Source organism: Rufibacter soli (assembly GCF_054781795.1).
Genome location: NZ_BAAGTS010000002.1, coordinates 664472 through 691044 on the forward strand (window position 1 = coordinate 664472; position 26573 = coordinate 691044).

General features: G+C 45.8%; 23 protein-coding genes. 21 read left to right on the top strand and 2 right to left on the bottom strand.

Annotated features, from left to right (window positions below):
- The first annotated feature begins 23 nt into the window (after positions 1 to 23).
- The 12 genes from ACYVJQ_RS04785 (at position 24) to ACYVJQ_RS04840 (ending at position 12752) form a co-directional block, all read left to right on the top strand.
- Complete coding sequence (locus ACYVJQ_RS04785) at positions 24 to 1742, top strand: HAD-IIIC family phosphatase (protein ID WP_460891921.1); 1719 nt, start codon at positions 24 to 26, stop codon at positions 1740 to 1742.
- Between the two features lie 4 nt (positions 1743 to 1746).
- Positions 1747 to 1992, top strand: a complete 246-nt coding sequence (locus tag ACYVJQ_RS04790) for an acyl carrier protein (protein ID WP_460891922.1) — start codon at positions 1747 to 1749, stop codon at positions 1990 to 1992.
- On the top strand, positions 1992 to 2384 hold the full coding sequence (locus ACYVJQ_RS04795) for a MaoC/PaaZ C-terminal domain-containing protein (protein WP_460891923.1): 393 nt from the start codon (positions 1992 to 1994) through the stop codon (positions 2382 to 2384). Before ACYVJQ_RS04790 ends, ACYVJQ_RS04795 begins: the two co-directional genes overlap by 1 nt.
- On the top strand, positions 2381 to 3100 hold the full coding sequence (locus tag ACYVJQ_RS04800; RefSeq protein ID WP_460891924.1) for an SDR family NAD(P)-dependent oxidoreductase: 720 nt from the start codon (positions 2381 to 2383) through the stop codon (positions 3098 to 3100). Before ACYVJQ_RS04795 ends, ACYVJQ_RS04800 begins: the two co-directional genes overlap by 4 nt.
- Before the next feature lie 14 nt (positions 3101 to 3114).
- Complete coding sequence (locus ACYVJQ_RS04805) at positions 3115 to 4023, top strand: hypothetical protein (protein WP_460891925.1); 909 nt, start codon at positions 3115 to 3117, stop codon at positions 4021 to 4023.
- 68 nt (positions 4024 to 4091) lie between these two features.
- Positions 4092 to 5087, top strand: coding sequence for a polysaccharide deacetylase family protein (locus tag ACYVJQ_RS04810; RefSeq protein WP_460891926.1), 996 nt, complete (start codon positions 4092 to 4094; stop codon positions 5085 to 5087).
- A 2-nt stretch (positions 5088 to 5089) separates the two neighbouring features.
- Positions 5090 to 6085 carry a glycosyltransferase family 2 protein gene (locus ACYVJQ_RS04815; protein WP_460891927.1) on the top strand — a complete coding sequence of 332 codons (996 nt, stop codon included), beginning with the start codon at positions 5090 to 5092 and terminating at the stop codon, positions 6083 to 6085.
- Between the two features lie 38 nt (positions 6086 to 6123).
- The gene (locus tag ACYVJQ_RS04820; protein WP_460891928.1) at positions 6124 to 7227 is read left to right on the top strand and encodes a glycosyltransferase family 4 protein; all 1104 of its coding nucleotides are present in this window, start codon (positions 6124 to 6126) and stop codon (positions 7225 to 7227) included.
- 32 nt (positions 7228 to 7259) lie between these two features.
- Positions 7260 to 8330, top strand: coding sequence for a glycosyltransferase family 4 protein (locus tag ACYVJQ_RS04825; protein ID WP_460891929.1), 1071 nt, complete (start codon positions 7260 to 7262; stop codon positions 8328 to 8330).
- Between the two features lie 178 nt (positions 8331 to 8508).
- Entirely contained in the window at positions 8509 to 10359 is a 1851-nt protein-coding gene (gene asnB, locus ACYVJQ_RS04830; RefSeq protein WP_460891930.1) for an asparagine synthase (glutamine-hydrolyzing), read from the top strand.
- A 38-nt stretch (positions 10360 to 10397) separates the two neighbouring features.
- Positions 10398 to 11582 carry a glycosyltransferase gene (locus ACYVJQ_RS04835; protein WP_460891931.1) on the top strand — a complete coding sequence of 395 codons (1185 nt, stop codon included), beginning with the start codon at positions 10398 to 10400 and terminating at the stop codon, positions 11580 to 11582.
- Positions 11583 to 11687: 105 nt separating this feature from the next.
- On the top strand, positions 11688 to 12752 hold the full coding sequence (locus ACYVJQ_RS04840) for a glycosyltransferase family 4 protein (protein WP_460891932.1): 1065 nt from the start codon (positions 11688 to 11690) through the stop codon (positions 12750 to 12752).
- On the opposite strand, the gene ACYVJQ_RS04845 is transcribed toward ACYVJQ_RS04840, so the two are convergent.
- Both ACYVJQ_RS04845 and ACYVJQ_RS04850 read right to left on the bottom strand, forming a co-directional pair.
- A complete protein-coding gene (locus ACYVJQ_RS04845) occupies positions 12704 to 14050 on the bottom strand; it encodes a hypothetical protein (protein ID WP_460891933.1) in 1347 nt (448 codons plus the stop codon). The two genes, ACYVJQ_RS04840 and ACYVJQ_RS04845, sit on opposite strands and share 49 nt — an antisense overlap.
- A 135-nt stretch (positions 14051 to 14185) precedes the next feature.
- On the bottom strand, positions 14186 to 15460 hold the full coding sequence (locus ACYVJQ_RS04850) for a tol-pal system protein YbgF (protein WP_460891934.1): 1275 nt from the start codon (positions 15458 to 15460) through the stop codon (positions 14186 to 14188).
- Positions 15461 to 15908: 448 nt separating this feature from the next.
- Here ACYVJQ_RS04850 and ACYVJQ_RS04855 point away from each other — a divergent pair, with 448 nt between their 5' ends.
- The 9 genes from ACYVJQ_RS04855 to ACYVJQ_RS04895 all read left to right on the top strand — a co-directional run bounded on the left by ACYVJQ_RS04855 (position 15909) and on the right by ACYVJQ_RS04895 (position 26494).
- On the top strand, positions 15909 to 16823 hold the full coding sequence (locus ACYVJQ_RS04855) for a M20/M25/M40 family metallo-hydrolase (RefSeq protein WP_460891935.1): 915 nt from the start codon (positions 15909 to 15911) through the stop codon (positions 16821 to 16823).
- A gap of 266 nt (positions 16824 to 17089) precedes the next feature.
- Entirely contained in the window at positions 17090 to 19330 is a 2241-nt protein-coding gene (locus tag ACYVJQ_RS04860; protein WP_460891936.1) for a sodium-translocating pyrophosphatase, read from the top strand.
- Between the two features lie 111 nt (positions 19331 to 19441).
- Complete coding sequence (gene hpt, locus ACYVJQ_RS04865; RefSeq protein ID WP_460891937.1) at positions 19442 to 19981, top strand: hypoxanthine phosphoribosyltransferase; 540 nt, start codon at positions 19442 to 19444, stop codon at positions 19979 to 19981.
- Positions 19982 to 20118: 137 nt separating this feature from the next.
- Positions 20119 to 20700, top strand: a complete 582-nt coding sequence (locus ACYVJQ_RS04870; protein WP_460891938.1) for an adenylate kinase — start codon at positions 20119 to 20121, stop codon at positions 20698 to 20700.
- A 259-nt stretch (positions 20701 to 20959) separates the two neighbouring features.
- Complete coding sequence (gene obgE, locus ACYVJQ_RS04875; protein WP_460891939.1) at positions 20960 to 21955, top strand: GTPase ObgE; 996 nt, start codon at positions 20960 to 20962, stop codon at positions 21953 to 21955.
- A gap of 150 nt (positions 21956 to 22105) precedes the next feature.
- Positions 22106 to 22666, top strand: a complete 561-nt coding sequence (locus ACYVJQ_RS04880) for a nucleotide exchange factor GrpE (RefSeq protein ID WP_460891940.1) — start codon at positions 22106 to 22108, stop codon at positions 22664 to 22666.
- 7 nt (positions 22667 to 22673) lie between these two features.
- Positions 22674 to 23831, top strand: coding sequence for a molecular chaperone DnaJ (gene dnaJ / locus ACYVJQ_RS04885; protein WP_460891941.1), 1158 nt, complete (start codon positions 22674 to 22676; stop codon positions 23829 to 23831).
- A 442-nt stretch (positions 23832 to 24273) separates the two neighbouring features.
- A complete protein-coding gene (locus tag ACYVJQ_RS04890; protein ID WP_460891942.1) occupies positions 24274 to 25191 on the top strand; it encodes an ABC transporter ATP-binding protein in 918 nt (305 codons plus the stop codon).
- A complete protein-coding gene (locus ACYVJQ_RS04895) occupies positions 25184 to 26494 on the top strand; it encodes an ABC transporter permease (protein ID WP_460891943.1) in 1311 nt (436 codons plus the stop codon). Before ACYVJQ_RS04890 ends, ACYVJQ_RS04895 begins: the two co-directional genes overlap by 8 nt.
- The last annotated feature ends 79 nt before the right edge of the window (positions 26495 to 26573 follow it).

Below are 26573 nucleotides of genomic sequence, written 5' to 3' on the forward strand. Positions count from 1 at the left end.
TTTTGCCCTTTGATTTAGTATTTATGGAGTTTAAAGAATTAAAGAAAAACTTAAAAAAGGATTTTTCAGCGTTCAAACATATTAAAGTTGCCATCTTAGGTGACACAGCCACCCAGTTCTTGAAACATGCCTTAAAGGGATATGGCTATGAGGCGCAACTCAATCTTGAGATTTTTGAAGCTGACTATGACCAAATTGACCGTCAGGTATTTGATCCTTCCTCAGAGTACTATGCTTTCAAAGCAGACTTTACCATTATTTATGCTTCCTCACAGAAATTAGTAAAGAAGTTCTACAAAATACCAGTTGACCAACGACATACATTCGCTGAAATTCTTATTGATAATATCCATAGTCAATATGAAAGCATCCAGCAGATTCAACCCTCAAAGGTTGTTTACTTCAACTTTTCAGAGATCAATGACTCGGTTTATGGGAATTTCGCCAACAAAGTGGCTTCTTCTTTCCTGTATCAGGTACGTAAGCTCAATTATGAACTAATGAATTTAAGCCAGGCTAAGAAGAACCTGTTTATTAATGACTTAGTTGACTTAGAACGCCAGTATGGCGTAAATCAGGTAATCAATAATCAACTCTATATCAATTCTTCCGTAACGTTAAGCATTGATTTTCTGCCTGCCGTGGCTAAGAACATTCTTGATATTCTGCTCCCAATTTTAGGTAGATTTAAAAAGTGTCTGGTATTAGATCTGGACAATACAACATGGGGAGGAATTATTGGCGACGATGGGATGGAGAATATTCAAATAGGCGAATTGGGTATTGGAAAAGCTTTTTCAGACCTGCAATTATGGGCCAAGGAGTTGGAACGGAGGGGAATCATCCTGGCGGTATGCAGTAAAAATGACGAGGCCATTGCTCAGGAACCCTTCCAAAAACACCCAGATATGGTGTTGAGGTTAGAGGACATTGCCATTTTTGTGGCAAATTGGGACAATAAGGTAGACAACATACGCCATATTCAATCCGTCCTGAATATTGGGTTTGACTCTATGGTTTTTCTCGATGATAACCCGTTTGAACGGAACATGGTACGTGAGAACGTGCCTGGGATTGAAGTACCTGAATTACCAGAAGATCCGGCAGATTACATCTCTTACTTGCGTACCTTAAACTTATTTGAAACGGCCTCTTTCTCAGAGAATGATGCAGATCGCACCAGGCAGTATCAGGTAGAAGCCAAACGTGCCATAGTACAGCAGAGCTTTGCCAACGAGGCTGACTTTCTGAAAAATCTGGAAATGGTTTCCGAGGTGACCGGCTTTGACAAATTCAATACCCCTCGCGTATCACAGCTTACGCAAAGATCTAACCAGTTCAATCTGCGTACCATGCGATATACAGATGAAGAGATTGTGGCAATCTCACATTCTGAGGAGTATGCCAACTTTGCCTTCTCCCTGAAAGACAAATTCGGAGATTATGGCCTGATTAGTGTCGTAATCATGAAGAAGAAAACAGATCAAACTTTGTTTATTGACACCTGGATCATGAGTTGCCGGGTTTTAAAGCGTGGCATGGAGTTTTTCGCCTTAGACCAATTGGTGAATTATGCCTCAGAGTATGGTTTTGCGAAAATTGTTGGAGAGTATCTTCCCACTCCCAAAAACGAATTGGTAAAGGACCATTACCAGAAGCTAGGATTCATGCAAGAGAATGGCCTATGGGTGTTGCCGGTAGAAATCTACCAAGCAAAAGATTGTTTTATCACAAAAGCTTAGAAAAATGGAAACCACTGAAATACTGAAAAAAGTAAACGATATCTTCAAGTCAGTACTGGAAGATGACACGCTGGTAATTGAAAAGGAAACCACCGCAGATGATGTAGATGACTGGGATTCCTTGAACCACATTGTTTTGGTGGTAGAAATTGAAAAACAGTTCGGAATCAAATTCACGGCTAATGAGATTGTAAGCTTTAAGAACGTGGGTGAGATGAATGAGGCCATTAAAAAGAAACTGGGTTCCTGATGCAGGTTGGTAATGTATTTACGCATACTTTTCAGGTGACTCAAAGCGTGTATGAGGGTTTCCAGAAAACCTTCAATGATTTCAATCCCTTACATACGTATGAAGACGTTGCCAAGCAGAAAGGCTTTGAAGGAAAAGTAATGCACGGCAATATCCTGAATGGGTTCCTCTCTTATTTTATAGGAGAGGGGTTGCCCATGAAAGATGTCATCATTCATTCTCAAAGCATCTCGTTCCATAAACCAGTGTACCTGAATGATAAACTGCACTTTAGAGCTGAAGTAACTGACTACTCTGAATCAGTAAAAGTGGTTGTTTTTAGCTTCTTTTTTGAAAATGAGGCAGGGAAGAAGGTGGCTAAAGGTAAAATTCAAATTGGTTTGACAGCATGAACATATTGGTAACTGGCGGAGCCTCTGGCCTTGGAGAGGCAATTACCCGTAAACTTGCCCAAAACAGCCAAGATAAAATATTTTTCACCTATTTCAGGTCCCAGGCAAAGGCAGAGCAAATTTGCCAAGAGCTTTCTAACACAGAGGCTATTGCCTGTGATTTTACATCTGCAGAATCACTTCTGCGGATGAAGAATTTTCTGCAAACAATTGATTTGGACGTTGTGGTTAATAATGCTGTGACTGGTCTGGAGAAAAAGCATTTCCATAAAATGGATCCTGAAGTTTTCCTTTCCAGTTTCAAGAACAATGTATTGCCCATCATTCAGATTAATCAAACGGCAATTAATATCTTCCGGAAGAAGAAGTTTGGCAAAATCATTACCATACTTTCTTCATATGTCCTTAATAAGCCCCCCACCGGCTTGTCTGAGTATGTAGCCACTAAAGAATATATACATGCTTTGGCCAAATCATGGGCGGCAGAAAATGCCGCCTTCAATATAACCTCTAACTGTATTTCTCCCTCATTCATGCTTACGCAACTTACCCAAGACACAGATGAGCGGGTGATAGAGGAAATGCAGAAAGCTCACCCCTTAAAAACGTTGCTTAAACCAGAGGAAGTAGCAGTTACGGTACAGTTTTTAGTGTCTGCCTCGCAGCAGATTAACGGGACTAATATAATTATGAATGCCGCTGCTGACATTGTTTAATTTTTTTATTTGGAATGGTTGAAGTACGTAAAGCTTACGCAGACGATTTTGAAGGGATTTTACCTCTTCTTATGAATTTCAATAAAGATGTTTCTATTTGGAGAAACTTATTCATTAATCATTGGAACCATAAGGAGAATTACTTTGGGTTTGTGGTAACAGATGAAGAAAAGATAGTTGGGTTCTTAGGTGGGATTTTCAGTAGCAGAATAATCCGTGGCCAACAGGAGAAATTTTGCAATTTGTCAACCTGGATAATTGATGAAAAGTATAAAAAGCATGGCTTATCTCTTTTCCTACCGGTTCTTGAATTGGATGAATATACCATTACCAATTTTAGTTCAGCTGAAAAAACGTATATAATATCCAAAAAACTTGGTTTTGAAGACATAGAGCCTAATCTGCAATATTTTATACCAACTTTTAGATCCAGAACCTTAAAAGGATTGTCCATTGAATTAGATCCCCTAAAAATCGAGAAAGTTCTGAAAGGCGAGGACCTTAAGATTTTCAAGGACCATCTTAATTTTCAATGCCACCATATTTATATTAACCACGGAGATGAATACAGCTATCTGGTAGTAAAGCAAACGCAGGCCTTTTTAAAACCTGTTTATTATGTGAACCGGTTTTTCCAAAAAATCTTTAAAACGAACTTTATCCAGGAGCACGCATTGCTAGGCCAACTCCATTATGTTAGTAATAAAAGCCTCTTTCAGAGCTCACTGGGAAGTATTAGTTGGGAAATCTGCCGGCGCCTGAAGATAATAGGTTTGGTGGCTAATGCCGCTTGGCTGGGAGAGTGTAAAGGAATAAAGGCGTGGCCCTATAAAACATTTTCTTCTCCTTTGTTTAGATCTACTTCCCTTAAAAAGGAGGACATAGATACTATGTACTCTGAAGTTTTTATCATTAATGCTTAGGTTGGGCATAGTATCAGCAGTTGAATAAGATGGAAGCCCGAAAAATATTAAAAAAGGCCTTAACCCTTATGAATGGGTTCCCTATCAAACAGATTTATGGGGGGCAGGGACATATTCTTATGTTTCATAGTGTTGTGCCACAAGATAACCGGTTAAGGATTTCCAATAATTTTCTTGAAGTCAGTCCAGGGCATTTGGAGAAAGTGATTTTGTTTTTTATCAGGCACGGTTTTGATGTCCTTTCCCTGGATCAAATGCACCATAGACTTAGTAGCCAAAACTCAAATGGTAAATTTGTTGTTTTTACGTTTGATGATGGCTACCTGGATAATTTAGAATATGGTTATCCTGTTTTTAAGAAATATAATGTTCCTTTTGCGATCTATATCACAACCAACTTCCCTGATAAAAAAGCCACAATTTGGTGGTATCCTCTAGAGGATATAATCCGGGATCAGGATCATATCCAGTTTAAATTTAAGAGCGAAGAATATACTTTTCCATGTGAAACTGAGCAAGAGAAGAACAAGGCTTTCATACAAATCCGGGCTCTTATTCAACAGTGTAATGAACAAGATACGCCTCTTTTATTGAAGGCTATTTTTGATCCTTTTCAGATTGACCTCAAAGCCCGTACTGCAGCAATGGTCTTAAGTTGGGATCAGATTATTCAACTAAGCAAAGACCCGTTAGTAACAATAGGTGCCCATACAGTGAGCCACTATAGGTTAGGGGCACTAACCCGCCAAGAAGCTAAAAGAGAAATTCAGGAATCCATAGCCATTATTGAAAATCAAATCAAAAAGAAAGTAGAGCACTTCTCCTTTCCTTTTGGGACCAGGAATGATGTAGGTGAAAGGGAGTTCTCCCTTGCTAAAGAATGTAACCTGAAAACAGCTGCCACCACCAGATCTGCAAATGTTTTCATTGGACATAGCAGAAATTTACATGCCTTGCCCAGAATAAATATTGATATGGCTATGAACGAACAAGAACTTAAAGACTTGACTACGGGTTTTACTCATTTTGTGACAAACCGCGGAAAAAGAGTAGTTACCTCGTGAGTATGAAGGAGGCTAAGCCGCTTGTAAGTATTGTTATGGCAGCTTACAATGAGGAAAAGTATATCAAAGAAGCTATTGATAGCATCTTAAGCCAGACCTACCCGCATTTTGAATTCATTATTGTTAATGATGGGTCTACAGATAAAACAGAAGAGATCATTCTTTCTTACCAAGACCCAAGAATACGATACGTGAAAAATGAGACTAACCTGAGGTTAATCGCAAGTCTCAACAAAGGCTTGTCTTTAGCTGAAGGGAAGTATATAGCCCGTATGGATTCAGATGACATTAGTTTACCGAAAAGGCTTGAGATTCAGGTAGCCTTCATGGAGGCTAATCCTTTAATAGGAATTAGCGGGGCGCAGCTAATTGTTTTTGGTTCAGAGGATTCTACCATGAATTATCCTTTACAACATGAGGACCTGCAATTACGGCTATTGATAACTTCCTGCTTTCCAAACAACTTGGTTGTCTTTAGAAATGAGATAATCAAAAAGCATAGCCTTAATTTTACCGAAGGGTATCACCATGGCGAGGACTATAAATTTTGGACGCAATGGTTACAAATCACTAAAGGAGCCAATCTCCCTGACTACTTAGTTAAGTACAGATTTCACCCTTCTTCCGTTTCGCACAAGTTTAAAGATGTGCAAAGGCAAACCAGGAACAGAATTAGAGAGGAGTATGCCGTAGAACTCTTTCAGCTTCAAGGAGAGGAGCCTTCTTATGCCACTGACCTTTTTGGCTTTGATTACGAGAAAAAGATTGAAGCTGTAAAAGCTATATTGCTTAAAAATAAGGAAATCAAGAAGTTTGATCATGAGAAGCTGACAAATACCCTGTTTTACTTGTGGTATATGGATAGCTTAGAGAGGGTTGCAGATGACAGGCAGGTATTTCTGAAGTTCACTAAAATCTTCTCTATTTCTTTTGTTAAGAATATTAGGTACTGGGAATATATTTTCAAACATACCGTTAAATATTTTATTGGGCGTTGACTTACTATTTAACGTATTGTAGCTTAAATACATAATTTATGATTGACAATAAAGTGAAGGTGGCATTTATTCAAGGAAGGCCTCATGCACACCCAGCCCATACCAAATATGCTCAATCTGTAAATTCAGATTTTTACTACGTAGATTATAAAGTGAGGTACCATGACTTGCCAGGCGCAAGTGCTGGACGCAGGTATTTTAGTTGGTTGTGGAGTGCTATTACTTTCCCAAAGAAAAAATATGATGTGATCTTTTCAGAAGAGCCCTACTTTATGGTTGGTTTAATGAAATGGCTAGGGCTATTGAGAAAGGACCAGAAAATTGTTGCCTTACTAAACACCCATACTCTCTATTTCTTAAATCATGACAGGTTCGCGCCATCTACTAAAAAAGCTAATATAAAATTGCTTAATAGTTATGATGCATTTATTTGCGGGAGTTTATTGCAGAAAGAACTACTTTATAATCTTATAGGACGGGAGAATAACATTCCTGTTTATACTACCATAAATGGGGTGGAGCCTGTACGCATGCAGAAATTAGTGGAGTTAGTGCCAAATCTGAACAGCACTAATATTGTTTTTATAGGTGCTGTTACAAACAGTAACAGAGTCTGGTATAAAGGTTTGGATTTAATGCTGGCTGCATTCAACCAAGTGAAGAAACAAATGCCTCAACTAACCTTTACAGTAATAGGGGGCTATGATGAAAAGCTTAAAGAGGAGTTATTGACGCAATATTGTCCTGAGGTTAGGGAGTTTGTATTTTTTGCAGGTAATGTGGCAGATATAGAAAGCTATTTGAAAAAAGCCGCGCTTTATCTTCATATATCAAGGGGTGAAGCCTGGGGAATTAGTATTATTGAAGCTATGGCTGCGGGGGTAGTACCTATTGTCTCAGATTCTACAGGCTCTATGGAGGCTGTAACAAGAGCAGATAATAGGTTAGTGAGTTCTGGAGCAATAACTGACATAACTCATAAGATTATGTGGTACTTCAATCTTCCATTAGAAGAAAAGACGTTATTGTCGCAAAAGTGTAGAGAGATTGTGGTAAATAATTATACGGAGCAAGATGCTTTCAATACATTTAAAAGCAGGTTCAAGTCTGTCTTAGTTGATTTAGGAATAATTAAGAATTAGGGTTTAAAGCAATACTATTTAACTTATTCTTAATGCATATTCTTCATATTAATGATTCTTTAGAGAGAGGGGGAGCAGAAACATTGTTGGTGAATACTGTGCAGGCTATTGCGCACCTACACCCAGAAATTAAGCAGACCGTAATAACTCTCTATGATAAAGGAGAATTAAAGCAACAAATTATTTCCCTTGCTACCTATAAATCCCTAGATTTCAATCTTTTTAATCCCTTACCGGCTATTAAAAAGCTTAAGAAGATAATAAAAGAGGGGAGGGTAAGCGTGGTTCATAGCCATCTTCTGCATTCTACATTAGTTTCTAGGTTGGCTGTACCCAAAAGTGTAGGTCTAGTAACTACCTACCATAGTGTGTTTTATGAACCTACTATGGTTACCTATGCGCGTAAAGAGCGCTACCTTGATAAGTTAACCTATAGGAAGAGGTACTTCTCGCTATTTGTTTCTGGTGCGGTAAGGGAAAACATCATAAAGGCAGTAGGCATAAAAGACCATGAGCAGGTAATGATGAACTTTGCCTCTACTAGCTTTCAGCCCCTGTATACATTCAACCCTGAGGCTACCTTAAAAATAGTGATGGTTGGGAATCTTCATGAAATAAAAAATCATGCGATTGCTATTAAGGCTCTTGGACAGCTTTCGCATTTACCAATACAATTGGATATTTATGGGGAAGGCAGCCTACGAGGTTATTTGCAGGATTTAATCCAAACAAACGGGGCGTCAGTGACCTTGAAGGGGGCAATGGCTATGACATCAGAAGTTTTAAGTCAGTATGACCTTTACATGATGACTTCATTGCATGAAGGAATGCCCATTTCTTTGCTAGAAGTGATGCAAACCGGATTGCCGTCCTTGCTAAATGATGTTTCAATGTTAAGGGAAACGGCAGGCGACGCCGCTGTTTTTTATGAATATAATTCTTTGTCTGATTTGGTGGTAAAGATTGAAAGTGTTTTCAATAATAAGAGCATTTTACGAGAATTTTCCCGGCAGGCTTTAATTCAGTCAAGGAAATACTCGGCGAATAATTTTATTCAAAGACTTTTAGGAATCTACCAGAAACTTATAACAGAGAATAATTGAGATACCAGCTGGAAATTAATGCGTTTATGTTTAACTGGTAATTTTATGGGAGGATACTTTTAAGAAGTACTACAGGTTGAAACGAGTTACTCTTACGTTCTAACCTGATTATTACTCAATTATTAGCTGTCCTAAAATGCTCAAATTACACTAATATTTATTGTTTTTCTGAATAGCTATGTGCGGTATTGCCGGTTTTATCGATTATACAAAAGCCAGTGTAGAGGCTGATTTACACTTGATTACTGATTGCATTGCCCATAGGGGGCCTGATGCAGCCGGCTATTTTTTTGACGGGACGGTAGGGTTAGGGCATAGAAGGTTGAGTATTCTTGACTTGTCAGAAGCGGCTAACCAACCGATGTATGCACAGAATGAGAATCATGTCATTATCTATAATGGGGAGGTATACAATTTCCAGGAGATAGCAAAGAAGCTGAATGTTCCCTTACAGACTACCTCAGACACTGAGGTAATATTGGAAGCCTTTATAAAATGGGGACCTGATTTCGTGCATGAGTTGAATGGCATGTTTGCTTTTGCCATTTTCGACCGCAAGGCTGAAAAGTTTTACCTCTACCGGGATAGAATGGGTATTAAGCCGGTTTACTATTTCTATGATGGTAATCGCTTTGCTTTTTCCTCTGAGTTGAAGTCTCTTGTCCAGCTACCTTTCTTAAAAGGAAAACTTACCCTTAACCAAGAGGCAATCAGTCAGTTCCTGTACCTAGGCTATATACCACGGCCAAACAGTATTTACAATGAAATTAAAAAGATGGACTCCGGTTCCTTTATGGAAATCACAAAGGAGACTATGTCCATTTCAAAATATTGGGATCTTACCAAAAAAGTAAGCAACGAAGTTCTTTCAGATGAGACATCGGCAAAGAAGCAGCTTAAAGATTTGGTTTGTAGCTCTGTGCAGTACCGGATGATTAGTGATGTACCTTTTGGGACGTTCCTGAGCGGTGGCATAGATTCCAGTTTGGTAACGGCAGTTGCCCAATCAGTTTCTGATAAGCCAGTCAACACATTTTCCATTGGTTTTGAATCTGGGAAGCATAATGAATCCAAATTTGCCGCAGATGTAGCTAAGCATCTGGGGACGGACCACCACGCATTCACGGTGACAGAGAAAGAGGCGTTGAACTGGGTGGATGAGTTAACTAGTATCTACGATGAGCCCTTTGCTGATTCCTCCGCTATCCCTACTATATTAGTTTCAGAGTTGGCCCGTAAGCACGTCACCATGACGTTGTCAGGGGATGGGGGAGATGAGCTCTTCCTGGGGTATGGGATGTACCAGTGGGCAGAACGGCTCAGCAACCCTTTTGTCAAGGCTTTCCGCCATACCATTGCTGCTGGTCTGCCCCTTTTGGGAGAGCGGTATGAAAGGGGTGCCCAAGTGTTTAAATATCCTAGTGAGGAAAAGGTGAAGAGTCACATATTCTCGCAGGAACAATACCTGTTTTCAGAAGCAGAAATCCAGCAATTGCTTACCCCGGAATATTCGGCTAAGCCGATTATTCAGGAAGGATGGGAGAATGGTTCCCGGTCACTAACACCTATGGAGGCACAGGCTTTTTTTGACATGCAGTACTATCTGCAGGATGACTTGTTGGTAAAAGTGGACAGGGCTACCATGCGGCACTCCTTGGAGACCAGGGTTCCTCTTTTGGATTACCGGATAGTAGAGTTTGCCCTGAACCTAAGCCCTGAGCTTAAGGTTAAGAACGGTATCAGTAAATACCTGTTGAAAGAGGTGCTGTATGATTTTGTGCCGAAAGAAATCTTTGACCGGCCTAAGTGGGGTTTTTCTGTTCCACTTGGAACCTGGCTGAAAGGCGATTTGCGGTATCTGTTAGAGGATTATCTGAATGAGTCTGTGGTGACAAATTTTGGCGTGGTCCGGTATAGTGAAGTAGAGCGTCTGAAGAAAAACTTTTTAAACGGGAAGGATTACCTCTATAACCGTATTTGGCTGTTAATTGTGCTCCATAAGTGGTTAGTTGAGTTTATGAAGAAGTAATGGGAGCGAAGTCAGTTTTATTTATTTCATATGATGGAATGACTGACCCCTTGGGGCAGTCCCAAGTCTTGCCCTATTTAGCAGGATTGAGCCAAAAGGGGTACGACATTACCTTATTATCCTGTGAAAAAAGGCAACGGTATGCCCAGACCAAAGGCATTATCGAAAAAATTACAAAAGAGCATAATATAGACTGGAGACCCATTTTCTTTACCGCCTCCCCGCCGGTGCTGGCGAAGTATTATGACCTGTTTCAGCTGAGAAAGAAAGCCGAGGAGCTTCAGAAAGAGAAGTCATTCAGTTTAATCCACTGCCGGAGTTATGTTAGTGCCGCAGTAGGGCTATTCCTGAAGAAGAAGTACCACGTAAAGTTGCTCTTTGACATGCGTGGTTTCTGGGTAGACGAAAGGGTGGATGGGGGAGCCTGGAACCTGAAAAACCCTCTCTTTAAATACGCTTACCAGCAATACAAAAAGAAGGAGGCGGATTACATTGCCAATTCTGATGCCATCATCAGCTTGACAGAGGCAGGGAAAAGAGAAATCCAGACGTGGGAAAGTTACCAGCAGGCCAGGATCCAGGTGATTCCCTGCAGTGCTGATTTCCAGCATTTCGCGCTAGCCACCCCTGCCATAAAAGCTCAATCAAGAAGTGTGTTGGGCCTGCCTGAAGGCGCACTGGTCATTAGTTACTTGGGGTCAGTAGGCGCCTGGTACATGCTGGAAGAAATGCTGGAGCTCCTGGCTCTGATCAAGCGCAGATATTCCCAAGCAGTGTTCCTGTTTGTCACCCCAGAACCTGCCGCCCTTATCTTGCAACATGCTGAAAAGCATGGGCTTTCGGCCGAGGATTTTGTCATTCGATCGGCCTCGCGGGCCGAAGTTCCGTTGTTTACGGCTGCGTCTGATGTCAACCTGTTTTTTATCAAGCAGAGTTATTCCAAAATAGCAAGTTCCCCCACAAAGCTAGGAGAAATACTTGCCATGGGGATTCCTGTCATCTGTAATTCCAAGGTGGGGGATGTAGAGGAGATAGTTCACTCCACAGACTCCGGAATTGTCATTGACACCTTTGACAAAGCGAGCTATGAGCGCGTGGTGGCGGACATTCCGGCCCTTCTAACCAAAGAGCCAGAAACCATAAGGGCCAACGCCTTTGAGTACTATACGTTAGACAATGCCATTGGGAAGTATGCGGGAGTCTACAGCCAATTGCTGGGCTAATACTATACCTTCCTCTTTCCCGGGTAATTGTTATAACGGTGCCATGGATTTACCTTGACCGTTTTTAGGAAAGGCTTTGGTCTGTATGGCTTATTTTTACCTTTTATGAAAATTCTTTTTGTAGTGCCTTATCCTTTTGGGAAGGCTCCTTCCCAGCGGTTCAGGTTTGAGCAATATTTAGGGCTTTTGGAAGAGGCCGGGGGGGAGTATGAATTTGCCCCGTTCCTGGATGAGGCTACCTGGAAAATCCTTTACAAGCCGGGGCATGTGGTTCAGAAAGTGGTAGGTATTCTAAAAGGGTTCCTTAAAAGAATACTCCTGCTCTTCTCAGTGGCCAAGTTTGATTACATTTTTATCCACCGGGAAGCCACCCCCATTGGCCCCCCTTTCTTTGAGTGGATAGTAACCAAAGTACTAGGGAAAAAAGTAATCTATGATTTCGATGACGCCATTTGGGTACCCAATACCTCTGAGTCAAATAAGGTCGTGGCCGGTATCAAATGGCACCACAAGGTAGGGGATATCTGCAAATGGGCATATAAGGTAAGTTGCGGAAACAGTTACCTACAGAGCTATGCCCTCCAGTATAACCCCAATGCCATCGTAAATCCCACAACCATTGATACGGTGCACCTGCACAACCAAATAAAGGATCAGCAGACTTCTGACGTGGTGATTGGGTGGACGGGGACCCATTCTACCATGAAGTACCTGGATCCGGTTATACCGGTCCTTAGAAAGCTGGAGGAGCAATATGCCTTCACGTTTAAGGTTATTTCAAATCAGCCTCCCCAATATGACTTGAAATCTCTGGTGTTTACGCCTTGGCAAAAGGAAACGGAAATACAAGACCTATTGGCGTTTAATGTAGGGCTTATGCCCTTGGAGGATGACCAGTGGGCCAAGGGGAAGTGCGCCTTCAAGGCCTTGCAGTACATGTCTTTGGGTATTCCGGCGGTAGTGTCTCCTGTGGGGATGAACACGGAAGTGGTGGATGATGGCTTAAACGGATACATCTGCCAAACCAGCAACGATTGGTATAACAAGCTGGAAAGCGTGATTCAGGATGCCGGGTTGAGACAAGAAATGGGGAGCCAGGCCCGGAGAAAAATCGAAACCAATTATGCGGTGGTGGCCAATCTTGGCAACTTCTTAGGTCTCTTTAAATAGGCTTGCATGATGAAAAGAGCTGCCAGGTAGAAAGGCATGATTGGAATTTTATAGCGTACCAACGTACCGAAATTTCCACTGTTGGTGCCTACGCCAAAGGCTAGTACCAGGGAAAAGATAATACAGAAGGTTAAAATGGGCTTGGTGCTGATAAACTTGACCATCTTAAAGAAGCCTATCTTGAAGATGAACAGCAACGTGAAGTAAATAAAAATGGAGGCTTCTATCGCGGATAAAAGCATAATCGGGTTTCTTACCTCCCACAGGAAAGGCCTGTATAAGGCTACCACTATCGCCTGTGGTCCCACTGTAAGAAAACTCTGAATACTTCCGTCAAATATCCCAATATCATACGCTGAACCAGTATAAACTTGCTTAGCTAAATATTCACTATTGATCTTGCTTTGTTCGCCTAATTTGTCAAGGTCATATTTTGAGTTTTCTTCTGTAAGCCCCGTTGCACTCAAGAATGCCAAGCCAACTCCTAGCAATAATGCTATTGGCTTAGTTATCATTCTTACTGTAGCATTCTTTATTCTTTTGTTGTTCTCATTGAAAATCCATAAAAGTGCAGGAGGAATAAAAGATAGAAGAATATATATTTTTATTGCGAAAAGCGCATAGGCGGCTATCATAATAACTACTAAGGTCTTTGCAATCTGCTTTTTTTCAATAAACAATTTGTAAAAGCCATAAAACATCCATCCTAGTGCCCCAATAGTAAGGGAGTCTTTCAGTAATCCAGAGCCCCAAAAGAAAACAGAGGGCAAAAAGAAAACAGCGATAGCTAGTTTTTTGTGTAGGGAAGGATATAACTTATAAAAAGTAAGGTACATCTGCCACATTCCGCTAAAGCTAATAACAGCGAAAAATAAAGCTATTACAGAATAAGTATGGAAGCTAATGATAGAGAAAACAGATGCAATCTTGATTATGATAAACTCCGTTGGTGAAGCATACCAAATCATGGGTGCAGTGTAGTTAATAGTAAGAGGGTCATACTCTCCGTTAGAAAACATTAACCTCAACCAAATGCCTGGTGAATCCATGAATGCATCATATAACAGGGAGGTTTGATTGAAATAAAGAAAAGTGTCCCCACTGCCACTAGCACTTCCCTGACCGTAATAAAATTGGTAAATGAACCCTAAGGCTAAAGCACCAATTAATTTAACCGTTAAAGCGGGAATAAAATATTTTTTATTTCTTTTAGAAGTAACTTTTGGTCTGAGCCAATAAGCCATTCCATAAATAAGTAGCAAAAATATTGGTGTTAAAAAAAGGTCTTTTATTCCCATTCTGATATTTAAGTTTGCTCATTATAAGGGATGAACAGCTGATTACAAATTGCTTGCATTATAAATTTCCGGATCAAACTATTGTAATAGGAGAGCAATACCTTTACAACTTAAGGCTATTTAATTGTATACCTTCTACACCCTCTTATTCTTCTTCAAATACGCCTTCGCCTCTTTCTCTGCAGAGGACTTTGATTCTGCCCACTTCACTACCGTCTCATAGTACTGCTTGGCCTGCCGTACATTCTTCTCCTGGTCACTGATTCTGGCTAGGTTTACATTGGCGGAGATAAAATACCCAGATTCCCGCTCCCCCGTATGCTCGGCAAATTTAATGCATTGATGGTAATAGGCTTTGGCTTTCCCCAAATCACGGTTACGGTATTGCTGGATATAGCCTAGGTAAAAGGAGGCGTAACGGCCACTAATGGCTTCAAACCCAGTTTGTTTCTTGTTAATCTTGTCCAGAATGGAAAGGGAGATGTTTTCGGCAATGCCTAATTGCCCTTCGGTGAACGCCATGCGGGCATAGAAGCGCTGGAAATAGGGGTTATTGGGGTACGTGTTCGCCAGATATTGAGACAAGGACATGGCCGCGGCGCCGTTCTTGTTGTCATTGGCGTAAATCTTCATCAGGAAGTACTTAGCCTCAGTGCCGGTGTAGAACCCGTTAAAGGCCACCTGTTGCAGTTGCTGTAGTCCCAAGGGCTTGTTCCCCTTCGGGAAGAACATTAGAATGGGGCGCAGCAGCTTGTAGTTTTCATGAATCCAGACGGAGTAGTAGTTGAATAAGGCCTCCCCGAATAGGAATTCATCACTTAAGCCATTGGCTTTTTTGCTCTTTTGGAGGTAATCCAGGGACTCATTGCTCATAATGGCTGCCTTGCGCCAGTTCTTTCGCTCAGCGTGCAGGCGGGCCCCAAAGCCATTGGCCGCCGATAGGAAAAAGGCGGCCTCCAGGTTCTTGTTGTCCTTGTCATACATTGCTTCGGCCAGCGTGATGGTCGTGTCCATGTAGGCCAGGAAAGGCTCGTCAAAGCTGGGATCCTGGATGTTGGACGGGATCATCTTCCACCAGTTACTAAGCCCGATCAGAAAGTAGGGCATGGGGTGTTTGGGGTAACGGCGGCGTAGTGATTTGAACTGCTTCTCTGCGGTGGCAAAGTTGAAGTTGTACATGTTGTCCACGGCACCGCCCAACTCATTCATGATTTCCTCATTGAGCAGGAGCCAGCCCTTGATATCCAGGGCCTGGGGCATTACGTCCACGGAGTCAAGGTTGACGGTGAGCCGTAGTGAGTCAAGAAATTTCTGGTCTAGCTGCTTGGTAGTGTCTGGAATTACCTGGGCCTGGGCGCCAGTAAACCCTGAAACAAGCAACAGAAACAAGAAGAGAGTTTTACGCATCATAATTAATAAACCGCCTGCAATTCTTAAATTCCTGGGCCGGAGCGGCGTAAAGGCGGTTTCCCCTCAACAAGCATCCGGGCGGGTAGGTTTCAATTCTGTTATATTACTGGCTAGCTGCTGATTCCAGATCATATAGGACCGGTAGAGGTAGCAAAGCGAGCAAAGGTACACTGTTGAAATTAGATACCCTTACCTGCTTTGGTGTTTTAAGCCAGTTTTTTGAAAAGTAAGTCCAAAACGCAAACTATTGTAATTTTTTCCTTCGGCCACAGCCTTCCTGGAGGAGGGGCGGGTAGCTTTGCTGCTAAAGAATAGACTCGAAGCTAATTGATGGAAAACCTGTTTTGAGCCTGTTTTTCCAAAAAAGGCCCTGAAACAGAACAGCCTGCTGTAGGAGCTAAGTAGCGACTTTGACCATTTTCTTTACCTTTGACTAAAACGAAAAACCATGGAATTATTGCATCAGCTTTGCCAGATCCAGGCCCCCTCGGGCAACGAGGTTAAAATGAAGGAATTTCTGCTGGACTATGTACTAACCCAACAGAAAAACTGGGCGGTGCAGCCGCAAATCATCCATGGCAAAGGCTTTCAGGATTGCCTGTTGCTGGTGTTTGGGGAGCCGCGGACGGTCATTTTCGCGCACATGGACTCCATTGGCTTTATGGTGCGGTACGGCAAGCAACTGATCAAAATAGGGGGACCGGTCAAGGAAACAGGTATCAAGCTGGTGGGCGAGGACAGTCAGGGCGAGATTGAGTGCACGCTGCAGGTAGATGAGGAAGACCACAGCCTGAGCTATGACTTCCACCGGGAAATTGAGCGCGGCACCGAGCTGGTGTTCAAGTGTGATTTCCGGGAAGCCGAAGAAACCGTGCAAAGCTGCTACCTGGATAACCGGCTAGGGGTATGGAGTGCCCTGCAGGTGGCCCAAACCTTGGAGCATGGCGTGATTGCCTTCGGAGGCTGGGAAGAGACTGGCGGAGGATCGGTGGCCTACCTGGCCAAGTTCATCCATGAAACCTACGGCGTCACACAGGCGCTCATTTCAGACATCACCTGGGTAACAGAAGGAGTGGAGGCCGGCAAAGGCGTGGCCATCTCGCTGCGCGATTCCCTTATTCCCCGCCGCAACTATGTCCAGCGCATTGTAAGCCTGGCCCGGGAAGCGGGCATTGATTTCCAGATAGAAGTAGAGGATGCCGGTGGCTCAGACGGCAAAGAGCTTCATTACGGCAATATTCCCTGGGACTGGTGTTTCATCGGGGCCCCCGAAGACCATGTGCATTCCCCCAATGAGTTGGTGCATAAGAAAGACATTTACGCCATGGTAGAGCTGTATAAGGTGCTGATGCAGAAATTGTAAAATTCAGAGCATAGAGTATAAGATATATTTGTTTTTTAGGGTAGAAACGCTAGCTTGCGGTACAGTCATTAGCTCAGAGTTTATTTGAAAATCTGTTTGTAGGCAAGTATGGTTGAAAAGCTTCGCGGAGGCATTTTCAATACTTCGTGGCGGTTCTGCGGAGGGTGGGAAAGGCAATTGCAGGCTATTTTGCTGGGGATATTCCCGCATCAAAGAGAAAGTCAAATGCGCTCTTTTATCCAATTTAACCAACAAAAACATTTCTTATGCAGACCATTCTCTACGCTATTCCTGCTTTTGGTTTAGTGGCCTTGTTGTTTACCGCCATCAAATCTGCCTGGGTGACCAAGCAAGACGCCGGCGATGAAAAAATGAGTACCATTGCCCGTTACATTGCCGAGGGGGCCATGGCCTTTCTCAAAGCCGAGTACAAAGTGCTCACCTACTTCGCTATTATTGCTTCTATTTTCCTTTTCTATTTAGGGTATGTTGGTGAAAAGTCTTCTACCATCATTGTGCTTGCTTTCCTGATTGGCGCCGTCTTTTCGGCCATGGCCGGATTTATAGGCATGCGCATTGCTACCAAAGCCAACGTGCGTACCGCTCAGGCCGCTAAAACCAGCCTTTCTAAAGCCCTGGAGGTTTCCTTTACCGGTGGGTCGGTGATGGGCATGGGCGTGGCCGGTCTGGCGGTGTTGGGCTTAGGCTCTTTATTCATTGCTTTCTACTATTGGTTTGTGCACCGGGTAGGCGCCAGCGCTAGCTCTGAGGAAATGGAGATTGCCCTGGAAGTATTGACCGGGTTCTCCCTTGGTGCTGAAAGTATTGCCCTTTTTGCCCGCGTGGGCGGAGGTATCTACACCAAGGCCGCCGACGTGGGGGCTGACTTAGTGGGTAAAGTAGAGGCCGGAATCCCCGAAGATGACCCCCGCAACCCCGCCACCATTGCTGATAACGTAGGTGACAACGTGGGCGACGTGGCCGGTATGGGCGCCGACTTGTTCGGGTCTTACGTGGCTACTATTCTGGCTACTATGGTGCTGGGCCGTGAAATCACCGTCCAGGACAATTTTGGGGGCTTGTCGCCTATCATTCTGCCTATGCTTATTGCGGGATTAGGCATTATCTTCTCTATGATTGGTACCCTGTTCGTGCGGGTGAAAGAAGGCGGCAACGTACAGGCTGCCCTGAACATGGGTAACTGGTCATCGGTGGCCTTAACCGCTATTGCCTCATACTTTGTGATTGACTGGCTGATGCCTGAAACCCTGAGCTTGCGCGGTTTTGAATTCACCTCTATGGGAATTTTCTACGCAGTGATTATTGGCTTAGTGGTAGGGACACTTATTTCCATCATCACAGAATATTATACCGCCATGGGCCGCAAGCCCGTGAATTCTATTGTGCAGCAGTCTTCTACCGGGGCCGCCACCAACATTATTGCCGGTTTAAGCGTGGGCATGATGAGTACCGCCCTGCCTATTCTGGTATTAGCTGCCGGTATTGTGTTCTCTTATGCCGTAGCCGGTATTTACGGGGTAGCCATTGCCGCCGCCGGGATGATGGCCACCACCGCCATGCAGCTGGCCATTGACGCTTTCGGACCTATTGCCGACAACGCCGGTGGTATTGCCGAGATGAGTGAATTGCCCAAGCAGGTACGCGAGCGCACCGATATCCTGGATGCCGTGGGGAACACGACCGCTGCCACCGGGAAAGGCTTTGCTATTGCCTCAGCGGCTTTGACGTCTTTGGCTTTGTTCGCCGCCTTCGTGGGTATTTCTGGTATCAGCACCATTGACTTGTACAAGGCTCCGGTTTTGGCTGGTCTTTTCATTGGCGGTATGATTCCGTTTGTGTTCTCGGCGTTGGCTATTAGTGCAGTAGGCCGGGCCGCCATGGCCATGGTACATGAGGTGCGCCGCCAGTTCAGAGAGATCCCAGGCATCATGGAAGGCACGGGCAAGCCCGAGTATGACAAGTGCGTGGCCATCTCTACCAAAGCCGCCCTGCGCGAGATGATGTTGCCGGGCGCCATTGCCTTAATTGTGCCCTTGATCATTGGTTTCGGGTTGAAAGATGTTTTTGACGAAGTATCCAGCGCCGAGATTCTAGGTGGCGTGCTGGCCGGGGTAACCGTTTCTGGTGTGTTGATGGCTATTTTCCAGTCTAACGCTGGTGGCGCCTGGGACAACGCCAAGAAGTCGTTTGAGAAAGGCGTGATGATTAACGGCGTGATGGAATACAAAGGCTCAGACCCACATAAGGCGTCTGTGACCGGAGACACCGTAGGTGACCCTTTCAAAGATACCTCTGGCCCTTCCATGAACATCCTCATCAAGCTGATGTCCATTGTATCATTAGTGATAGCCCCGCACATCTCAGTGCGAGAGGTGCCAGCCCAAGCTCCGGAGAACCGTATTGAGGGAGTGAGCAGCCAGGTAGAGCCGTCCCCTGAAGTAATAACGGACACGGTCCAGTATCCTTCGGCCGCAGGCCAACAGTAACCTTATCTGTTTCTAAAACCTTGCAGGAGAGCCCTTTTCTACGGAAGAGGGCTTTTCTCTTTTTATTTCAGGCAGTTTTCCGCAATTTTGAAGTTAACTACCCACAGACAGATGAATCACCCGCCGGTAACCCTCCACGACAAGACGTTTAAGATTTATATTCAGGAGCGCAAAATCCTGCACAGCATAGAAGTGGTGGCTGCCCGACTGAGCCATGAGTACCGTGACAAGTGTCCTTTGTTCCTGTCCGTCCTAAACGGGTCGTTCATGTTTGCCTCAGATTTAATGAAAGAGATGAGCATTGACTGTGAGATTTCCTTTATCAGGCTCTCTTCCTACTCAGACATGGGCACCACGGGCCAGGTGAAGGAGATCATGGGACTGAAGGAAAGCATCAAAGACCGGCACGTAGTAGTGGTAGAAGATATTGTGGATACGGGGCATACCATTGCGGCGCTATTGCCTCAACTGCAGAGTCAGGGGCCGGCTTCCGTAGAGATAGCGGCCTTGCTGGTAAAGCCTGAGGCACATGAGCATGAGTTGGATATCAAATACCCGGTCATGGAAATTGGGAACGACTTTGTGGTGGGCTATGGCCTGGATTATAATGGCCTGGGTCGCAACCTTAGAGACATCTATAAAGTAATGTAGTTTTTTATTGCACCGTTTTACGCCTGTTTTTAGGAAAATGCCCCTAAAACGAGAGAGCGTATGTCTGGGTACTGCCTGAAAAGCTGTCATTTCCAAGATATTATTCTTACTTTTGTATACTCACAACCTCCATATTCATGCTGAACATTGTTCTCTTTGGTCCTCCAGGGGCAGGTAAAGGCACGCAGAGCCAGAAACTAATTGAAAAATACGGGCTGATTCACCTCTCCACCGGTGATTTGCTGCGTTCAGAGATATCTCAGGGCACAGAACTGGGCCTCAAGGCCAAAGGCCTGATGGATGCTGGTCTTTTGGTGCCAGATGAAGTAGTGATTGGCATGATTGAGTCTAAAATTGCTGACAACCCAACGGCCGCCGGTTTTATCTTTGACGGTTTCCCGCGCACGGTTCCGCAGGCTGAGGCCCTGGACCAACTGTTGCAGAAATATGACCAAGGCATTAGCTGCATGATTGCCCTGCAGGTAAGCGAAGAAGAGTTGGTGAAGCGCCTGTTGCTGCGTGGCCAGACCTCTGGCCGGCCAGATGACGCTGATGAAACCCTCATTCAGAAACGGGTGCAGGAATATAATACCAAGACCCGCCAGGTGGCAGACTATTATGCCCAGCAAGGCAAGTTCTACGCCGTAGACGGCATTGGGGAGATTGATGAGATCTTCGCCAAAAACTGTGAAATTATTGGAGCCTGCCAAATGGCCTAGCTTCCAGAAGATAGCTAATTCTCTAAAAACCATCTGATAAGCTTCTTGTCAGATGGTTTTTAGTTGATGAGGCATTGTAAAAGCAAAGCATCTGAGCGCATTAAAGAGCAGTTTTACCTTTTGCGCGAAAGTCACTTGGAAAGCGTTAAGGAACGGGAAACCTCTTTTGGGCCCACTTTCTGAAAAACAGGCTCAAAACGCAAATTGGTGCAAGCACCAGCCTTTTATTTTTAATTATTCACCATACAATCTATACGCCGTGTCATCATCCAACTTTATTGACTATGTCAAAATCTGCTGCCGCTCTGGGCACGGAGGGGCCGGTTCAGCGCATTTGCACCGCGACAAAAAGACTGCCCATGGTGGTCCGGATGGCGGCGACGGCGGCCGGGGTGGGCATATTATCCTCAAAGGAAACTCCCAACTCTGGACCCTGCTGCACTTGCAGTACCAAAAACACGTGATCGCGGAGAACGGCGGCAACGGCGGACCCAGTCACTCCAGCGGCGCCTTCGGGAAAGACATTGTCCTGGAAGTGCCCATAGGCACCATTGCCCGGGATGTTGAGACCGGTGAGATTAAGGCTGAGATTACCGAAGACGGCCAAACCGCCATCATCACACCCGGTGGCCGCGGCGGCCTGGGAAACTCCCACTTCAAATCACCTACCAACCAAACGCCTACCTACGCCCAACCGGGCGAGGAGGGACGTGAGGAGTGGACCGTCCTGGAACTGAAATTGCTGGCTGATGTGGGTCTGGTGGGTTTCCCCAACGCAGGCAAGTCCACGCTGCTGTCGGTGGTATCGGCGGCTAAGCCGAAGATTGCCAATTACGCCTTTACCACCTTGGTGCCTAACCTGGGCGTGGTGGCTTACCGCGATTACAAGTCTTTTGTGATGGCCGATATCCCGGGTATTATTGAGGGCGCCTCAGAAGGGAAGGGGCTGGGCATTCGGTTCTTGAAGCACATTGAGCGGAACTCAATCCTACTGTTCATGATTTCAGTAGAGAGCCCGGACATTGCCGCCGAATACGAGATTTTGGTCAATGAACTGCGCACGTACAACCCCGAGCTGTTGCATAAGCAGCGGCTGCTGGCCATCACCAAGGCAGATATGATTGATGATGAACTGGAGGCCGAGATGCGGGAAACCCTGCCCAAGGATCTGCCTACCGTTTTTATCTCCAGCCTGGCCAATAAGAACATCACCCAGCTCAAAGACCTGATCTGGAAAGCGCTGAACACGGCGTAGAAATGGACAGGAGACTGTCAGGCATGTCACCTGCCTTGGGTAGATCATGGCTTAAAAATGCCAGAATGACAGCATAACCGGTTTGGCAAAGAAGTTGCCTTGCCTTTGGCACTCACCAGAAGTAGAATTTAATCTGTAAGGATAAACGATATGAGTACATCAGCTGAACAAAATCCCCAGGAAGAAGAACCAAAATTGCCAGAAGCAAACGAGGAAGAGGATGCGGCCGCGGCTGCAGAACTGCCCCAGGAAGAAGAGGCGCCGGGCACCGAAGAAGGCAAAAACGAGGCTGACGAGCTGCGCGATAAGTACCTGCGCCTGCACGCCGAGTTTGATAACTTTAGACGCCGTACCTCTAAAGAGCGCCTGGAGCTGTTTAAAACCGCTAACCAGGAACTGATGATCGCCCTGATTCCGGTACTAGATGATTTGGAGCGTGCCCAGGTGGCCATGAAAGATGCCCAGGACGTGAATGCCGTTCGGGAAGGCGTGGAGTTGATCTTCAATAAGTTTACAGGGCTTCTGCAGCAAAAAGGGCTCAAACCCATGGAGGCTATTGGCCAGCCGTTTGACGCCGATGTGCACGAAGCCATTACGCAGATTCCGGCCCCTTCTGAGGAGATGAAAGGCAAAGTGATTGACCAAGTAGAGAAAGGATATTACCTCAATGACAAAGTGGTTCGCTTTGCCAAGGTGGTAATTGGAGCATAAGAGCAGCATGGCAACCAAAAGAGATTATTATGAAGTGCTGGGCGTGGCCAAAGGGGCACAGCCGGATGAGATAAAGAAGGCGTACCGCAAGATCGCCATCAAATTCCACCCGGATAAAAACCCTGATGACCCTACCGCCGAGGACAAGTTCAAGGAAGCGGCTGAGGCCTACGAGGTATTGAGCGATGAGCAGAAACGCCAGCGCTATGACCAGTTTGGCCATCAGGGCGTGAACGGCGGCGGTTACGGCGGTGGCGGTGGCATGAACATGGAAGACATCTTCTCCCAGTTCGGTGACATCTTCGGCGGCGGTGGTGGCGGCGGTTTCGAGAGCTTCTTCGGCGGCGGCGGGAACCGCGGCGGACGCCGCGTACGCAAAGGCAGCAACCTGCGCATTAAACTAAAACTCAACCTGGAGGAAGTAGCCAAAGGCGTTGAGAAGAAGATAAAAGTAAAACGCTACGAGTCTTGCCAGGCCTGTGAGGGTAACGGTTCTAAGAACGGAACGGCTTTACAGACCTGCGGTACCTGTCAGGGTTCAGGCCAGACCAAGCGCGTGGTGAACACCATGCTGGGCCAGATGGTATCGGCCAGCACTTGCCCCACCTGCCACGGCGAGGGCAAGATCGTGAGCCAGAAGTGTGATGTTTGCCACGGTGAGGGCCGTCAGCTGCGCGAGGAGGTGATTTCCATTAACGTACCCGCCGGCGTGGCCGATGGCATGCAGCTTTCCATGAGCGGCAAAGGGAACGTGCCCGAAAGGGGGGGCATTCCCGGTGATTTGCTGATCCAGATTGAAGAGGAGCACCACCCAACCCTGCGCCGTGATGGCAACAACATCATGTTTGAGCAGTACGTGAGCTTCGTGGATGCTACCCTGGGTGCTTCTGTGGAGGTGCCTACCATTGAGGGCAAGGTGAAGATCAAGATTGACCCGGGCACGCAGTCTGGCAAAATCCTTCGTCTGCGCGGCAAAGGTATTCCAGACATTAATGGCTACGGCAAAGGTGACCAATTGATCCATATCAACGTCTGGACGCCTAAGAACGTGAACGCTGAGGAGCGCCAGATCCTGGAGCGCCTGCGCGAGTCCCAGAATTTTGCGCCAAACCCCGGCAAGAACGAGAAAGGTTTTTTTGAGAAAATGAAGGAGTATTTTCAGTAGAATGAATTCTACTGGGAGTTCTGAGTCTTGAGTTCAGAGTCCTAAGTCAGGAAAATATAGAAAATGCCCGCTTTCTTTTAAAGAACGCGGGCATTTCTGTTTTAGAGGCGTTTTCAGGAAAACAGGCCCAAAACAGCTATCTCTTCCTCTGCCGCAAGTTTAGCGCTAGCGTAACTTGTGGCTTGCCATGAGAGCCAGTTTTCAACTGGCGTGGTGGTTTATCAGGTAATGCATTTCGCCAGTTGAAAACTGGCTGTCATATATAACTCCAAGTTACCGCTGCGCTCAAACTTGAAGTAGGGAAGAGTTGCGTCTGCCTGCTGCCGGTGTTTTCGTTTTGGGCCTGTTTTCCTGAAAACAGGCTCAAAACGCATTTCTGCTGTTCTTGCAAAGCGTGCCACTTTCGCGTAGCTTTATTCGAACCAAACCAACCCTAATTTCCTTGCCACCCATTCTGCAAATACAAGGCGTAAGTAAGCGCTATGAAGCCCACCAGGCGTTAGACAGAGTTTCATTTGACGTGCCCAAAGGAAGCATCTTCGGGCTGCTGGGTCCTAACGGCGCAGGTAAAACGTCGCTCATCAGAATCATAACCCAGATAACGGGCCCAGACGAAGGGCAGATTCTGTTTGAGGGAGAGCCGCTGCAGCCGCACCACGTGAAACAGATTGGCTACCTGCCCGAGGAACGGGGCCTCTACAAGAAAATGAAGGTAGGGGAGCAGCTCCTTTACCTGGCCCGCCTGCGCGGCTTGACCAGGGAAGAGGCGAAAGTGAAAATAAAGGCCTGGGCTCAGCGCCTGGACCTAACCGCCTGGCTCTCCAAGAACGTAGAAGACCTCTCCAAAGGCATGCAGCAAAAGGTGCAATTCATTGCCACCGTGTTGCATGAGCCCAAGCTGTTGATCCTGGACGAACCTTTCTCGGGCTTTGACCCCATCAATGCCAACATCATCCGGGACGAGATCCTGAAACTGCGGGACGAGGGCTGTACCATCATTTTCTCCACCCACCGCATGGAATCTGTGGAGCAGCTCTGTGATGACATCGTGTTAATCCATAAATCCCAGAAAGTGCTGTCTGGACGCGTGCAGGAAGTGAAAGACCGGTTCAGGACCAACACGTTTCTGGTACAGGGCAAAGGCCAACTGCTGGTCATGTCTCCAGATTTTAAGGTGCTCCAGCAGAGCCAGCAGGGCAACAACTTCACCGCCGAGGTGCAGTTGGAGAACAACACCGGCCCCAATGATTTGCTGCGCTACCTCATTGAGCGGGTAGAAGTGAACCTGTTACAGGAGAAAGTGCCCAGCATCCATGATATTTTCATTAAAACCGTCATGCAGACCCCAACCCATGGATAAGATTTGGTTAGTATTTCAGCGCGAGTACCTGGTGCGGGTGCGCAAGAAGAGTTTTATTGTGATGACCATTCTGGGACCGCTGCTCATGGCAATGGTTATGATTGTTCCGGCCGCCCTTATGTTGATGTCTGATGACGCCAAGGTGATTGAGGTGCTGGATGAGAGTGGCCTTTTTGCGGGCAAGTTTGCCTCTGGGGAGAAATTCACCTATGTCTCAGTGCCCGGTCCCGTTGAGGCAGCCAAGGAAAAGTACCTGAAGACCAAAGACGCGGGCTTACTCTATATCCCCCCGCTGGACATCAACAAGCCGCAGGGCATTCAGCTGTTTTCTCAGAAAAGCCTGAGCCTTACCGTGATTACCTCGCTGGAGCGGCAGGTGAAGCAGGAGCTAGAGGCTTTGAAATTCGCCCGCTCGGGCATAGACCAGAAGGTGCTGGACCAGATCAAGACCAAGGTGAGCATCAACACCATCAACCTGAGCGCCGAAGGGGAGAAAAGCAGCAACGTGGGGGTTACCTCCATGGTGGGTTTCCTGGGTGCGTTCCTAATCTACCTGTTCATTTTCATCTATGGGGCCCAGATCATGCGCGGCGTGATAGAAGAGAAGACCAGCCGAATTCTGGAGGTGATGGTGTCTTCGGTGAAGCCTTTCCAGCTCATGGCCGGTAAAATCATGGGCATTGCCGCCGTGGGGCTCACGCAGTTCCTGCTCTGGATTGTTCTGTCCTCGGCTATTTACCTTGGGCTATCCTCGGCACTGGACCTGGACCGGTTCTCCAAGGCGCAGATCTCGCAGACCATGCAAGGCATGGAAAACGAGCGCGATGCCCTTCAGGCCCAGGAGACGGCCCAGATCATTAGCGCCGTGCAGGACCTGAACGTGCCATTGCTAGTAGGCGGCTTCCTGTTTTATTTCCTGGGTGGTTACTTGCTGTACGGTGCCTTGTTTGGCGCGGTAGGGGCCGCCGTAGACAGCGAAACCGACAGCCAGCAGTTCATGCTTCCCATCACGGTGCCGCTCATTTTGTCCTTTATAGTGGCCCAGACCATTATCATGAAAGACCCCAACGGGCCGGTGGCCTTCTGGATGTCCATGGTGCCCTTCACCTCACCGGTGGTCATGATGCTGCGCCTGCCCTTCGGGGTGCCCGACTGGGAATTGGGCCTATCCATGCTTCTGCTTATAGCCGGTTTCATCGGTACCATTTGGGTCGCCTCGCGTATTTATAGGGTGGGAATCTTGATGTACGGCAAGAAAATCACGTACCGTGAACTGTCTAAATGGCTATTCTATAAAGGGTAATGGTTGGGATGTTAGATGATAGACGCTATACATTAGATTCTAATCCTTTTATCAATCTCTAGCATCTAACATCTATCAT

What these genes read in the sequence shown, in the direction of transcription:
- ACYVJQ_RS04870 (WP_460891938.1), top strand. Translation starts at nt 20,119, where the DNA reads ATGCTGAACATTGTTCTCTTTGGTCCTCCAGGGGCAGGTAAAGGCACG.
- ACYVJQ_RS04790 (WP_460891922.1), top strand. Translation starts at nt 1,747, where the DNA reads ATGGAAACCACTGAAATACTGAAAAAAGTAAACGATATCTTCAAGTCA.
- ACYVJQ_RS04815 (WP_460891927.1), top strand. Translation starts at nt 5,090, where the DNA reads ATGAAGGAGGCTAAGCCGCTTGTAAGTATTGTTATGGCAGCTTACAAT.
- ACYVJQ_RS04800 (WP_460891924.1), top strand. Translation starts at nt 2,381, where the DNA reads ATGAACATATTGGTAACTGGCGGAGCCTCTGGCCTTGGAGAGGCAATT.
- ACYVJQ_RS04805 (WP_460891925.1), top strand. Translation starts at nt 3,115, where the DNA reads ATGGTTGAAGTACGTAAAGCTTACGCAGACGATTTTGAAGGGATTTTA.
- ACYVJQ_RS04785 (WP_460891921.1), top strand. Translation starts at nt 24, where the DNA reads ATGGAGTTTAAAGAATTAAAGAAAAACTTAAAAAAGGATTTTTCAGCG.
- ACYVJQ_RS04895 (WP_460891943.1), top strand. Translation starts at nt 25,184, where the DNA reads ATGGATAAGATTTGGTTAGTATTTCAGCGCGAGTACCTGGTGCGGGTG.
- ACYVJQ_RS04840 (WP_460891932.1), top strand. Translation starts at nt 11,688, where the DNA reads ATGAAAATTCTTTTTGTAGTGCCTTATCCTTTTGGGAAGGCTCCTTCC.
- ACYVJQ_RS04810 (WP_460891926.1), top strand. Translation starts at nt 4,092, where the DNA reads ATGAATGGGTTCCCTATCAAACAGATTTATGGGGGGCAGGGACATATT.
- ACYVJQ_RS04795 (WP_460891923.1), top strand. Translation starts at nt 1,992, where the DNA reads ATGCAGGTTGGTAATGTATTTACGCATACTTTTCAGGTGACTCAAAGC.
- ACYVJQ_RS04820 (WP_460891928.1), top strand. Translation starts at nt 6,124, where the DNA reads ATGATTGACAATAAAGTGAAGGTGGCATTTATTCAAGGAAGGCCTCAT.
- asnB (WP_460891930.1), top strand. Translation starts at nt 8,509, where the DNA reads ATGTGCGGTATTGCCGGTTTTATCGATTATACAAAAGCCAGTGTAGAG.
- ACYVJQ_RS04860 (WP_460891936.1), top strand. Translation starts at nt 17,090, where the DNA reads ATGCAGACCATTCTCTACGCTATTCCTGCTTTTGGTTTAGTGGCCTTG.
- ACYVJQ_RS04825 (WP_460891929.1), top strand. Translation starts at nt 7,260, where the DNA reads ATGCATATTCTTCATATTAATGATTCTTTAGAGAGAGGGGGAGCAGAA.
- ACYVJQ_RS04835 (WP_460891931.1), top strand. Translation starts at nt 10,398, where the DNA reads ATGACTGACCCCTTGGGGCAGTCCCAAGTCTTGCCCTATTTAGCAGGA.
- hpt (WP_460891937.1), top strand. Translation starts at nt 19,442, where the DNA reads ATGAATCACCCGCCGGTAACCCTCCACGACAAGACGTTTAAGATTTAT.
- ACYVJQ_RS04845 (WP_460891933.1), bottom strand. Translation starts at nt 14,050, where the DNA reads ATGGGAATAAAAGACCTTTTTTTAACACCAATATTTTTGCTACTTATT.
- dnaJ (WP_460891941.1), top strand. Translation starts at nt 22,674, where the DNA reads ATGGCAACCAAAAGAGATTATTATGAAGTGCTGGGCGTGGCCAAAGGG.
- ACYVJQ_RS04850 (WP_460891934.1), bottom strand. Translation starts at nt 15,460, where the DNA reads ATGATGCGTAAAACTCTCTTCTTGTTTCTGTTGCTTGTTTCAGGGTTT.
- ACYVJQ_RS04855 (WP_460891935.1), top strand. Translation starts at nt 15,909, where the DNA reads ATGGAATTATTGCATCAGCTTTGCCAGATCCAGGCCCCCTCGGGCAAC.
- ACYVJQ_RS04880 (WP_460891940.1), top strand. Translation starts at nt 22,106, where the DNA reads ATGAGTACATCAGCTGAACAAAATCCCCAGGAAGAAGAACCAAAATTG.